This window comes from Alteraurantiacibacter lauratis, assembly GCF_037154155.1.
In the GTDB taxonomy this organism is placed as follows: Bacteria; Pseudomonadota; Alphaproteobacteria; order Sphingomonadales; family Sphingomonadaceae; genus Alteraurantiacibacter; species Alteraurantiacibacter lauratis.
This window is the reverse complement of record NZ_JBANRN010000015.1, coordinates 46,833-58,995: the sequence shown is the minus strand read 5'-3', so window position 1 is coordinate 58,995 and position 12,163 is coordinate 46,833. Positions and strand designations below refer to the sequence as shown.

Genomic DNA, 12,163 nt, shown 5'->3' with positions numbered 1-12,163 from the left:
ATTCCTTACAAGCGCGGCGCGCGGCTGAAATCGAGGTGGCGCGAGGTGAAAACCCGGATCGGTTCGCCCTGCCGCACGCGCACGGTGGGCGGGCGCGTGCCGTCCTGCTGCACCGCGGTGGACGCGGCCGATTGCCCGCCGCCCAGTACCACCGACGCCCCGCCGCCGGCAAGGCTGGTGAGCCCGCCGATCACGCTGAGCAGCATGGCCGAGCCGAAGCGCTCAAAGAAGCGCGTATCCACTTCGCCCGACAGGCCGGCGGTGCCATCAAAGCTGGTGGCGGGGCTGGCGAGATTCACCGATACCCCATCGGGCCGGATCAGCGTGGTCCATATGACATAGGCGCGCCTCTGCCCGGCTTGCAGCCCGCTCTGATACTGGCCCACCAGCCTGCTCGAACGCGGCACCAGAACGCGGCTGCCGTCAAAACTGCGCACATCCTGGCTCACCACGGCGCGCACATAGCCGGGCACATCGGTGTTAATCGCGGTTTCGAGTACGGCCGGGATCATCGTGCCCTGGCTCACCGTTGTCGCCGGATCGAAGCTCTGCTGCGCGGTGGCCGGGCCGCCACCAATCCCGCCGATCTGCGCGGCAAAATCGCCCGGAGAGGTGGAGCCGGGGATCGGCCCGCTCTCGCCAGAGCCGGTGGGCGCAGCAAGCACGGGCGCACCCGCCAGCGCCGCACCCGGCGCAGCGCCTGCATCATACACCACTACCGGAGAGGCATAGGAGTTCACCGTATTGGGCACCGGCTGGTATTCGCCATAGGGTTGCTGCGCCAGGACGGGCCCTGCCATGCCGGCTTCGGTAGCCGGCTGCACGGCGCCCGCATTGGCCGATGGCAGCGAATTGATATCGGGCGGCGGGCTTGCCACCGCGGTCTGATCGGGGGGCACCGCCACAGGCGCGGCGGGTGCTGGTGCAGCCTCGTCAGGCATCCGGCTGGCATTGAGGCCCCACAGCGTCGCCGCGCCCAGCAGCGCCACGAAACCGACACCTGCGGCAAGGCCCAGCGCATCCGAATGGCCCTTGCGGTTGGCGACCGCGGGATAGGAGGTGCGGCTGGCCAGATCGATGATCTCGGTCGTCGCGTCTTCGCGCGGATCGCGGTCCTGCCTTGCGGCAGAATTCTTTTCCGGCAGGCGCATGGCAAGTTTCATGGGCTTGGTCCTTCGTTACCGGGTCACGACCGGGCAGGGGCGGGCGCCGCCCGGTTGAGCAGACGGGCGCTCGCATCGCCCGCGCGCAGGATGATCTGGGCAGGCACTTCGTCGATCACGATCACATCGCCGCGCACGGCAAAGTTGACCGGGCCTTCGATCCCTTCCTCGTTCAGCACCAGAATGGCAGGCATCGGCGCGCCTGTGGGCCAGGCAAGGAAGGTGGCGCGGCCGTTGTCATATACGGTTTCGGGCAGCAGCGCCGGTGCGCCTTCTGCCACCCATTCGAAATTGAGGCTGGCGGGGTCAAGCACCGCAAAATCGTCCATCGCGGCGGCGAGTTCATCGGCATTGGCGGTTTCCACCGGAGGCGGGGCCTCGGCCTCTGCCCGCGCGGCCAGTTCACCCTCTGTCAGCGTCTCGTCGGGATAAATGAAGCTGAGGACATAGAGCGGGTTGCGGTGCGCGGGGCTGGCGACCAGATCGAACAGATAAATGCGCCGGTCGGTCAGCACGGTCATGTTGGTGACGGCGCGTTCATCCAGCGGCTTCACGAACAACAGATTGGCGCTGCGGCTGGGGGTCACCTGCCATTTCTGCGAATCGCCAATGGCGACATTCTGGATCGTCTCCCCTTCGGCAAAGCGGATCGTGGCCTGCACATTGACGCGGCCGGGAACGCGGATCACCCGCGTCTCGTCATAGGTTTGCACCACCAGGCGCGGATCGCGCTGCGCCTGAGCGGGGGCGGTCAGCGAAAGGGTTGAGGCGAGAAGCGCCGCAGCAAGAATGGCGCGGGTCATGGTCACGATTTCTCCGTGGAGCGTCCGGCCGAGCGGACAGGTGCAGATTTGAAGCGGCTGCCGATGCCCCGTGCGCGCGACACGCCGGACTGGGTGCCGGGCGCGGCCTGCGCGGTTCCGGCAGCGCCGGCAATGATGCGCGTTTCGCGGGTGGAAATGCGGCTCCCCGCGGCGGTGGAGGCTGTGTCGTTGGCGGCTTGCAAACCGGCGGCGGTAGCCACGCGAATGTCGCGCGCCGGGGCGGCCGAAACAGCGGCAGCCCCAGCCGCCCCTGCCGCACCCGCCGCCCCAGCAATCGCTGGGATGGCAGGCCGGTCGCCACCCAGCGAAGGCCCGCGCCGCTCGTCCGCGCGGTCGGAAGGGGCCGAAATGCCGAACACGCTCCAGCCCGCCACCATGGTGGAGGCGACTTTCATCACCATCGCCATAAGCGCCAGATGCACCGCGCCGATCATGAAAAACGCCATGGCCGGGCGCACATCGATCTGTCCGGGCGTGGTCAGCAAAGCGGCCAGCACCGGGGTTGCCAGTTCGAGCATCAGCGAGCCCGCCAGCACGGCAAACAGCGGGGCGAGCGCCATCAGCACCGCCGCCTTCAGCCACCCGGCAAACAGGCCGCGCGTGCCGTTGAACAGCGCCATCACGATGAAGATCGGCCCCAGCCCCAGCAACACCGCCAGCGCGATCTTGCAGGTGGCGAGCACACCCACCGTGCCCAGCAGCAGCATGGTCGCGCCTGCCCACAACAGCCCGCGTGGGGAAAAGATCGAGGTGGTTTCCGACGCGCCTTGCCCGCCCGACACCTCCATCAGCGAATACATCACCACATCGAGCTTGTCGGCAAAGATGGTGGTGGCCGACCCATCCTGCCCCATCAGCACACCGGCAATCTCGTCCGGCCCGCCGACCAGAAAGTTCCAGAATACGTTCTGGAACGCGATCCAGCTTGTCGCCAGCGTCAGCACCACGCCCAGCGTGATGAGGCGCGGGGCCAGCGCCGACAGGCCAATGCGCAGCCGCCCGGTGATAAGGCCGTAGCCGAGCAGCGCGACAAAGATCGTCAGGATGATCTGCAGGGGCAACACAAAGGCGCCGTCGGGGCCGAAAATGCGGCTGAAGGCGGCCTGCGACATTTCGCCCGCCGCGCAATCAATCGCGCGCAGCGATGCGCCGATCCCTGCGCCCACGCCTTCCAGCGCGGCCTGGCACTGGTTGATGCCGCCAGCAACCGGAGGAGGGGCGGCCGGTGTCATTCCGCCGCTTCCCATTTGTCGAGATCGTCATCAGCCGCTGCCGCCGCAGGCGCGCCCGGCCAGCGCTTGCCGGTCAGCGCGGGGAACCACAGCGCCGGATCATCGCCCACCGCCTCGCGCAAGAGGTCGAGCCGCCGGACCGAGCTTTCGCGGCCCGACAGGATGGTGAGCACTTCGGGCGCGTTAGACAGGTCGAGCCGCACCACCACGCTTGCATCGGGCTGGCGCACCAGGAAGCAGCGGCTGTGCGCAGGGAGCGACCGGATCAGCGCCAGTTCGTGTTCGGTCAGGCCAAAGCCTTCGCAATAATCCTCTGCCCGCGCGCGGGCATTGGGCATGAAGATCATCGTCGCGGTCTGTTCGACCAGCGCGGTGGCGATGCGGCTGTCGAGCGCATCGCGCGCCGACTGCGTGGCAAAACCGACCAGCGCGTTGCGTTTGCGCAGCGTCTTCAGCCAGTCGCGGATGCGCGCGGCAAACACCTCGTCATCGAGTGCCTTCCAGCCTTCGTCGATCAGGATCATCGTCGGCTCGCCGTCCAGCCGTTCGTCAATGCGGTGGAACAGATACATCATCACCGGCGTGCGCAGGCGCGGGTTTTCCAGCAGCGCGGTCATGTCGAAACCCATCACCCGCGTGGTGAGGTCGAGCTTGTCGGCCGCGTTGTCGAACAGCCAGCCATGCTCGCCATCCTCGATCCAGGCGGACAGGCGGTCGGCCATGTCGCCCGGCTGCGGGCGGCGGCTGCCCGATACCAGTTCCTTGAAGTGGCGCAGGCGGCGCAGCGACGGATCATTGGCATAGGCCGCATCGACCGCGGCGGTGATGGTCTGCAATTCCTCCGGCCCTTCGGCGCTCAGCAGCACGCCCAGCCAGTCGCGCAGGAAGGCGCGGTTGGCCGGCGTATCGGGCAGGGCCAGCGGATTGAAGCCCGAAGGCTCCCCCGACCGCACGCGTTCATAGCTGCCGCCAATGCCGCGAATGAACAGTTCCGCGCCGCGATCCTTATCGAACAGCACGGTGCGGGGCGAAAACTTCTGCGCCTGCGCGGCAAGGAAGTTCATGACCACGGTCTTGCCCGAACCCGACGGGCCGATCACGGTGAAATTGCCCAGATCGCCATGGTGGAAATTGAAGAAGAACGGCGTCGAGCTGGTGGTCTGCAACAGGGTGACTGCCTGCCCCCAGTGGTTTCCTTCCGCCTGACCCAGCGCAAAGCCGTGGAAGCTGCCGAAGCTGGCCATATTGGCGGTGGAGATCAGGCTGCGGCGGACAAGGTAATCCTCGTTCCCCGGAAACTGGCCCCAGAAGGCGGGTTCCAGATTGGTATCCTCGCGCACCGCAATCGCGCCGGTATCGGCCAGGGCGGCGGCCACGCGTGCGGTCGCATCGTCGAGCCGTTCGAGCGTGGTTTCGCGTACCAGCACGCTCAAATGATGGTCGCCAAAGGCGACCGAGCCTGCGCCCAGTTCGTCACGCGCGGCGAACATGTCCGCCCGTTCGGCCTGCGCGTCCTCGTCTGCCGAACGCAGGCGGCGCAGCGCCAGATCGATCCGTTCGCGCGCGGTCTGCCTCTCCTGCGGGGCGAAGCTTTCGGTCACCACCATTTCGTGCGGCAGGCGCAGCAACGGGTCGAGCAGGCCGGGGCTGGTCGCGTCCGGATAATCCTTGAGGCTGAGCATGGCGGCGCAATCCGCCCCGCTCGCGCCGCGCAATTCCATCGCATCAATGCCGAAACTGGCGCGGCGGTAAGGCAGCATATAGCCGATATCGACGCCGTCATCCGGGCGGCGCACCGGGCGCATTTCGCCATTATACAGCGCGGACAGCAGTTCGAGCAGTTCGTTGTTCGTGGCCCCGCTCGCCCCGGTGTAATCGCCCAAGTGCTGCGCGCCGTAATCGGAAAGCGAAGCCGCCAGCGCCTGCAGCGCCGCGCGCAAAGTGCGCAGATCGCGCGGATCGACTTCCTCTGCCGCGGTGGCCTTGCCTTTGAACAGCTTGCCAAGCCGTTCGCCCCAACCCGCCTTGCCGCGTGCCGGGCGGCGTACCAATGTCACGAACTGGTCGTTCACGAACAGCGCGCCGGCCGACAGCTTTTCGCGCCAGCGCGCATCGATATGCGCCGAAAGCGGATCGTCGAACTGCGCGTCCAGCTCCACCTCCACCCGGCGGCGGATGACGTGGTGATACAGCACGAAGCGCGCATCGAGATTGGAACGCAGCATCACTTCGCGCGTGGCGGCGTGGGCGTTCAGCGCGTCGGTATCCTCGGTCTCGAACAGCAGGCCGGGCACTTGCAGCGCGCCCATCAGCGATCCGTCGCGCAGCAGCACGGTGTCGCCATCGACCAGCGTGGCATAGGGCAGGCGGTCACCCGCTTGCGCCTCCTTGGCGTTCCACGCCGCTGCTCCCAGCCACTTGCTCATAACGTCAAACCCTTTTCCACCGCATCACGCGGTGTAACTGTTGCAGCCCCAGCGCTTGAAATTGCGCACGCGCGGGCATTTGCTGACCTTGGTGATCCACAGGTCGAAAATGCGCGGTTCGCGCAGGCACGCGAAATAGCCGATCGCGTGCATCACAAAGGGGATGGGGATGATCCACAGGCTCTTGAGGATCAAAAACGCCTCGGTCGTGACCAGCCCGTTGATGATGAAGTAATTCATCGTCACCCCGGCAAACATCTGCGGCCGGGTCAATGCGCGGTGCACGGGATGGCGGACAAGCTGGCTCACCGGATCAGCCTACCGCCGCAGCGCTCTGGATACCGGCCACGATCGTTGCCGCACCAAAGATGATGAAACAGCCGATGATGACGGTGGCGCCAAAGCGCCAGTTCATCCGCCCCGTCAGCATCAGGAAACCCACCGCGGCCACCGCCATCACCGCAACCGCAGTGGCGACATTGCCCAGCATGGTGCCCTGGATCCAGTAGAGCGCCGCCTCGATCGGGCCGGACCCTGCGGTGGATTGCGCCTGCGCCGCCGTGGGGGCGAGCAGCGAGAGGGCAGCGATAAAGGGGGCAAGAATACGCATCAGGGGTTACTCCGGGAATGGCTGGACAGGCGACCCATGATGCGGGCCACGTAATCCTGTGTTTCGGCAATGCGCGGAATACCGCCCGCGCGCATCACGCGGCCGGGCCCGGCATTGTAGGCGGCCAATGCCAGTTCGACATTGCCGCCAAAGCGGTTCAATTGTTCGCGCAGATACCGTGCGCCGCCTTCCAGATTGGCGACCGGATCGTGCGGGTTCACACCCAGATCGCGCGCGGTGCCGGGCATTAACTGCGCAAGGCCGCGCGCGCCTGCATGCGAGACGGCGTTTTCGCGCCAGCGGCTTTCCTGCCAGACCAGCGCTTCGATCAGGGCAGGCGACAGATCGTAGCGCGCGGAAAGCTGCGCCACAACGCCGGCATAACGCGCTGGAATGCGGCGTGCCTGGAAGGCAGGGTCAGCCACGGCGTGTTCGGGTATGCCCGCTGCGGCAAGGCTGGCGTCAGGCAACGCGGAACCTTGCGGGCCATTCGCCGTTGACGGGACAGAGGCGATCGGCCCAGCCACCCAGCGCGCTTCGCCGCCCGGTGCGATTTCCAGCACATCGGCGCGCGCAGTGCTGGCCGCAAGCAAGAGTGCCGCAGCGACCGAAAGCCGGACAAGAGCAAGGGGTTGGCGAAGAATCACCAAGAAAAGCCTCCATTCCTCCCCCGCCTTTGCTTATTACAAATGACAGCGGCGTGACAGCTCTACGGCAAAAAGGGCCCGGTGACATCGCCACCGAACCCTTTGCCTGATCTGCGACCGTCAGGGAAGTCTTTTGTTCCGCCAAATCAGGTGATTGGGCAGGTGGCGCTTCAGTTCATGGCCAGCCGCGATTGCTCCAGTGCGCGCAAGGCGCTGCGCGCGGCGCGGCGCGAATCCACCCAGCTGCCATCAGCCAGTTCAAGCTGGTAGCGGATTTCGCTGCCTGCTGCGGCGCGATAGGCCTGTTCGGCGCGCGCCAGATCGCCCAGCGTCTGATAGGCCGCGCCCAGATTGATCAGCAGCGCGGGATCGTTGGGATTGTCCGCCCGCAGTGCTTCCAGCGCGGCGACCGCTGCCCGTGCATCGCCCTGCGCCAATTCTTCATAAGCGACCTCGCGCTGATCCGCGCGGCGGATTTCCTCGACCATGGCCATCGCGCTGCCCTGCAAGACCATCAGCACACCCATTATCGTACCCAGCAGCATGGCATCTCTCCTTGTGTCGCGTCCGGGTCGAAGCGCCGGAACTTGCGTCGATGGTGCAACAATGCGCTGCCGGCTGTGTCATCGCAACAAAACTGTAACAGTGTCATAAAAACGCAATATTTGCGGCTGCGGCAGGTTGCGCTGGTGCCGAAAGACGGGTCGTTTTCGCCTTGTGACGCATCCGGCAGGCCTCTGCTTGCTTCCGCTTGTGCCGGCCAATGGTGCGGCGCGGCGTTGCAACGCCATTTTGCCCGACAACCGTCATACAGTCCGCAAACTGTCACATGGCGGCCCTAGCTGGCGATTCGCGACCTCGATCTCGCGTCAAGTTTTCCTGCCAATTCCGGCACAAATAGGGGACCGCCTGCTGTGACCAACCTTTCCCGTTCGCTCGTTCTCGGCTGCTCTATCCTGGCGCTTGCCGCCTGCGGCCCGGAAGAAATCGCATCGCCCGGCACCGGCGGCAATGTCATCATCAACAACCCGCCTGCTGCTCCGGCGCCCACGCCCACACCTACGCCCACTGCCGCGCTGGTGACTCCGGCCACGGGCTGCCCCACCATCACCGCGACCGGCGGCCTGACAGACGAAGGCACGATTACGGGCCCGACCGGCACCTGGCGCATTTGCGCGCTGCCGCTGCTGATCGACGAAGACAGCACGCTGCCCTATATTCCGGGCCTGCTCTATCGCCTCGCTGGCCAGACCCGTATCGGCACCGATGTCGGCTCGACGTCGACCGCCGCGCCGGACGTGCAGCTCACTATTCAGCCGGGCGTGATCGTTTATGCCAGCGGTTCGTCCTATCTTGCCGCCACGCGCGGCAACCAGCTGATCGCCGTGGGCACGCGTGAGCGCCCGATTATCTTCACCAGCCGCGACAACGTTCTGGGCCTGAACGGCCAGGATTCGTCCTCGCAGTGGGGCGGTGTGGTGATGCTTGGCCGTGCGCAGGTCACCGACTGCTTCGATCCGCTGGCGACGCCGGGCACCACGGCCTGCGAATTCCGCCTCGAAGGTTCGGCCACGCCGGCTTTTGGCGGCGGCATCCAGAATGCCGACAATTCGGGCCGTCTCGAATATGTTCAGATCCGCTATTCAGGCTTCGTGCTGGGCAACGATAACGAACTCCAGTCGCTGACCACTGTGGGCACCGGCACGGGGACGCAGTTCCGCTATATCCAGACGGTTAACAGCTCGGACGATGGCGTCGAATTCTTCGGCGGCCGCGTGAACATGAAGAACCTGATCCTCTACGGCGCGGAAGACGATTCGCTCGACGTTGACGTGGGTGTGAAGGCGAATCTGCAATATGTGATCGCGGTGCAGCGCGCGACGCTGGGGGACACGATCCTCGAAGGCGACAGCTCGAACGGCCTGGAAAACAGCGTTCCGCGCACCAGTCTGCAGCTTACAAATGCCACGCTGATCCAGCGCTGGGTGGGTGATCAGGTCCTGCGTGTGCGCGGCGGTATGGATTTCCACCTGTCGAATTCGGTGGTGATCGACCAAGGCTCATCGCCGGTGCCGTGTCTGCGCATTGACGATGCCGCCACCATTCAGGCGGCCAATGCGGGCCTCGACAAGGTCGGACCGCCGATTTTCGCTTCGGTTGCTTTCCAGTGCGCCACCACGACGCGCAATGGCAGCAACGGCGGTGCCAATGCCGCAACCGCGCTGGGCTACATCACCGGGGGAACCGGCAACAACGTCTCCTTCACCAATTCGCTCACGGCCAGCTATATCGGGGGCGCGAACGAGACGGGCTTCACTCCGATCTTCAATGCCACCACGCTGTCGACCTTCTTCGACGCGGTGACCTTCATTGGCGCGGTTTCGCCGACCGATGACTGGACGCAAGGATGGACCTGCAACATGAGCGGCCTGAGCTTCGGTACCGGTAACACCGGGTCGTGCCTGACGCTGCCGGTCTACAACTGATTGGCCTGCCGGGATCGGGGTGTCGGCCTGTGCGCCGGCACCCCGCGCCCTTTTTGCGCATACGGGCGGGCCTTCGGCGCCCGACACCTTTTTCGAACCTTCAGGGAGTCCATGGTCATGACCAATGGCAGGCAGCTGGCGGCACTGCTGCTTCTTTCCACCGCGCTTTCCTTTCCTCTTTCCGCCTTTGCGCAGGATACCGGCGCGGCAGACGAGGTGGATCCCGTTGACGCAGCGCAGGACGAGGAATTCGACGCGCCAGACATCTCGCTTGGCGGCAACACGATCATCGTGACCGGCCGGATCAATCGGGATCCCACCCGCGCCTCGACGCAGGTGATCAGCGTGCTGTCTACCGAGCAGATCGCCCGCACCGGCGAAGGCGACATTGCCGGCGCACTGGGCCGTGTCACCGGTCTGTCGGTGCAGGGGCAGGGCTTTGTCTTTGTGCGCGGCCTGGGTGATCGCTATTCGCTCGCGCTGCTCAATGGCTTGCCGCTGCCGTCGCCCCAGCCGCTCAGCCGCGTCGTGCCGCTCGATCTGTTCCCCACCAGCATCGTCGCCTCCTCGCTGGTGCAGAAGACCTATTCGGCCAACTTCCCCGCCGAATTCGGCGGCGGCGTGATCAACCTCACTACCCGCGCCATTCCCGATGAAAGCTTCCTGTCGGTGGGCATGGGGGTAAGCGGCGACACCGAAACCACGTTCCACAACGGCCTGTCCTATTACGGATCGGATTCCGACTGGTTCGGCTTTGACGACGGCACGCGCCGCACGCCGCCTGCCTTGCAGGCCTATTTCGACAGCGGCCGCCGCATGTCGGACCTGACTGCGGCCGAACAGGGCGCGATCGGCAAAGAGCTGGGCAATCCCAATCTCATCCTGCTGCAGAAGATCGGCGATATTCCCGCCAACTGGTCGGGCAGCCTGACGGCGGGCACCGCGACCGACATTGGCGATACCCGCCTGGGCGTGGTGGCAACCGGCTCTATCAGCAATGAATGGCGCACGCGCGACATTTTCAAGCAGACCGCCTTGGGCAATTTCACCTCTGGCGCCGATACCAACGAAATCGCCACCGACAACCGGATCACGGTCAACGGCCTGCTGGGCCTTGGTTTTGAATTCGGCGAACACCGTCTGCGCATGACCAATCTGTTCATCCGCGACAGTCTCAAGACCGCGCGCCTCGCCGAAGTTGCCGATCTGGTCGACGATGATGACAGCCAGGAACAGCAGACCGCGTGGTACGAACGCCAGCTGATCAACAGCCAGATGGTGGGCGAGTTCCGCTTTGGTGACCTGTCGGTGGACCTGCGCGGCGGCTGGGCCGAAACGCAGCGCAATGCGCCCTATGAATACACCTTTGAATATGTGCGCAACAACACGCCCGCGCCGCTGGGCAGCCTCTTCGTCAACCAGCTCGACCGCCAGAACGGCAGCGCCTCGGTCGCCTTCTCGAACCTTGACGAGACGCTGTGGTATGGCGGCGTGGACGTGTCGTATCGTCTGGCCGATTGGCTGGCGGCGACGGTCGGCTATGCCTATACCGACACCAACCGGTATTCGGAACGGCGCGAATTCACCTTCCTGAACATTGACGGGGAACGCTCAGCCGAATTTCGCCAGGGTATCGGGCTCCTGCGTCCCGATCTGCTGCTGGGCGATGCGATCATCGATTACTATCGCCTGCGCCTCGACGAAACGACCGAAACCGATCCTGCTTTCGAAGCCGGGCTGGAAATCCATGCGGGATATGGCCAGGTGCAGATTGAACCGGTGACCGGTGTCTCGCTCAATCTGGGTGTGCGTTACGAAGATGCGGTGCAGTTCGTGCGACCGGTGGAGGTGTTCACCACGCCGATCAGCAGCCCGCGCAGCAACCGGCTGACCAACGATTACTTCCTGCCTGCCGCCACGGTGACATGGGAAGTGACCGACAGCCTCCAGCTGCGCGTGCACGGGTCCGAGACGATCGCCCGCCCGCAATTCCGCGAACTGATCTTCCAGCCCTATTTCGACCCGGAAACGAACCGGTCCTTCACCGGCAACCCGTTCCTGATCGACAGCAAGCTGCGCAATTTCGAAGCGCGCGGGGAATATTACCTTGGCCGCGGACGCAGCTTCTCGCTCGCCGGGTTCTATAAGGAGATTTCCAACCCGATCGAGGTGTTCTCCACCTTCAACGACAACAACCAGGTATCTTCCTTCGCCAACGCTCCGCGGGCTACGCTTTACGGCGTGGAAGCCGATCTCCAATACGCCTTCGACCTGGCGGATATGGGCGGCTTCTTCCAGACAAAGCAATTGGTGCTGGTGACGAATTACACCTGGACGCAGTCGGATATTTCGGTGAAGGCGGGTGATACGACGCTCAACGACCGCGGCATTGCGATCCCGGCGGCCAATCTGTTCCGCGACGGCGTGCCGATGACCGGGCAGAGCGACCACCTCGCCAACTTCCAGATTTCGTTCGAAGATGTGGACCGCCTGCAGCAGTTCACCGTGCTTGCCAGCTATGCCAGCAAGCGCGTGACCAGCCGCGGCACGGGCACACTGCCCGACATTGTCGAGAATCCGGGCTTCAAGCTGGATCTGGTGATGCGCCAGGGCCTCAATTTCTTCGGCACCGAGGCCGAGCTGAAGCTGCAGGCGCGCAACATCCTGGGGCGCGACAATTTCGAATACCAGACCGACGGGATCAACCGGCTCGAAATCAACACCTACAACGTGGGCACCAGCTTCTCGGCGTCGATCTCGTTCGATTTCTGATCG

Annotated in this window: 10 protein-coding genes; 2 read left to right on the top strand and 8 right to left on the bottom strand. The window is 64.9% G+C overall.

The features are described from left to right. Window positions 1-5 precede the first annotated feature (5 nt). From WFP39_RS13300 to WFP39_RS13265, 8 genes are all read right to left on the bottom strand, one after another. Window positions 6-1,163 carry a TrbI/VirB10 family protein gene (locus tag WFP39_RS13300; protein WP_336920249.1) on the bottom strand — a complete coding sequence of 386 codons (1,158 nt, stop codon included), beginning with the start codon at window positions 1,161-1,163 and terminating at the stop codon, window positions 6-8. Between the two features lie 23 nt (window positions 1,164-1,186). Further along, a complete protein-coding gene (locus tag WFP39_RS13295) occupies window positions 1,187-1,966 on the bottom strand; it encodes a TrbG/VirB9 family P-type conjugative transfer protein (protein ID WP_336920305.1) in 780 nt (259 codons plus the stop codon). 2 nt (window positions 1,967-1,968) lie between these two features. Then, the gene (locus WFP39_RS13290; RefSeq protein WP_336920247.1) at window positions 1,969-3,219 is read right to left on the bottom strand and encodes a TrbL/VirB6 family protein; all 1,251 of its coding nucleotides are present in this window, start codon (window positions 3,217-3,219) and stop codon (window positions 1,969-1,971) included. After that, window positions 3,216-5,645 (bottom strand): VirB4 family type IV secretion/conjugal transfer ATPase, encoded by a 2,430-nt coding sequence (locus tag WFP39_RS13285; protein ID WP_336920246.1) that lies wholly within the window; start codon window positions 5,643-5,645, stop codon window positions 3,216-3,218. Before WFP39_RS13285 ends, WFP39_RS13290 begins: the two co-directional genes overlap by 4 nt. 24 nt (window positions 5,646-5,669) lie before the next feature. Then, window positions 5,670-5,954: a VirB3 family type IV secretion system protein gene (locus tag WFP39_RS13280; RefSeq protein ID WP_336920244.1), complete on the bottom strand. Its 285-nt coding sequence runs from the start codon at window positions 5,952-5,954 to the stop codon at window positions 5,670-5,672. Window positions 5,955-5,958: 4 nt separating this feature from the next. Further along, the gene (locus WFP39_RS13275; RefSeq protein WP_336920243.1) at window positions 5,959-6,255 is read right to left on the bottom strand and encodes a TrbC/VirB2 family type IV secretion system protein; all 297 of its coding nucleotides are present in this window, start codon (window positions 6,253-6,255) and stop codon (window positions 5,959-5,961) included. After that, window positions 6,255-6,905, bottom strand: a complete 651-nt coding sequence (locus tag WFP39_RS13270; protein ID WP_377923454.1) for a lytic transglycosylase domain-containing protein — start codon at window positions 6,903-6,905, stop codon at window positions 6,255-6,257. Before WFP39_RS13270 ends, WFP39_RS13275 begins: the two co-directional genes overlap by 1 nt. A 167-nt stretch (window positions 6,906-7,072) precedes the next feature. Further along, the gene (locus WFP39_RS13265) at window positions 7,073-7,447 is read right to left on the bottom strand and encodes a tetratricopeptide repeat protein (protein ID WP_336920242.1); all 375 of its coding nucleotides are present in this window, start codon (window positions 7,445-7,447) and stop codon (window positions 7,073-7,075) included. A 369-nt stretch (window positions 7,448-7,816) separates the two neighbouring features. On the opposite strand from WFP39_RS13265, the gene WFP39_RS13260 reads away from it, so the two are divergent. After that, a complete protein-coding gene (locus WFP39_RS13260; RefSeq protein ID WP_336920241.1) occupies window positions 7,817-9,388 on the top strand; it encodes a hypothetical protein in 1,572 nt (523 codons plus the stop codon). 117 nt (window positions 9,389-9,505) lie between these two features. After that, entirely contained in the window at window positions 9,506-12,160 is a 2,655-nt protein-coding gene (locus tag WFP39_RS13255; RefSeq protein WP_336920240.1) for a TonB-dependent receptor domain-containing protein, read from the top strand. Window positions 12,161-12,163 lie beyond the last annotated feature (3 nt).

Bases quoted from the DNA above. Each gene is read 5' to 3' on its own strand.
- WFP39_RS13300 (WP_336920249.1), bottom strand. From the start codon at position 1,163: ATGAAACTTGCCATGCGCCTGCCGGAAAAGAATTCTGCCGCAAGGCAG.
- WFP39_RS13255 (WP_336920240.1), top strand. From the start codon at position 9,506: ATGACCAATGGCAGGCAGCTGGCGGCACTGCTGCTTCTTTCCACCGCG.
- WFP39_RS13290 (WP_336920247.1), bottom strand. From the start codon at position 3,219: ATGACACCGGCCGCCCCTCCTCCGGTTGCTGGCGGCATCAACCAGTGC.
- WFP39_RS13295 (WP_336920305.1), bottom strand. From the start codon at position 1,966: ATGACCCGCGCCATTCTTGCTGCGGCGCTTCTCGCCTCAACCCTTTCG.
- WFP39_RS13275 (WP_336920243.1), bottom strand. From the start codon at position 6,255: ATGCGTATTCTTGCCCCCTTTATCGCTGCCCTCTCGCTGCTCGCCCCC.
- WFP39_RS13285 (WP_336920246.1), bottom strand. From the start codon at position 5,645: ATGAGCAAGTGGCTGGGAGCAGCGGCGTGGAACGCCAAGGAGGCGCAA.
- WFP39_RS13265 (WP_336920242.1), bottom strand. From the start codon at position 7,447: ATGCTGCTGGGTACGATAATGGGTGTGCTGATGGTCTTGCAGGGCAGC.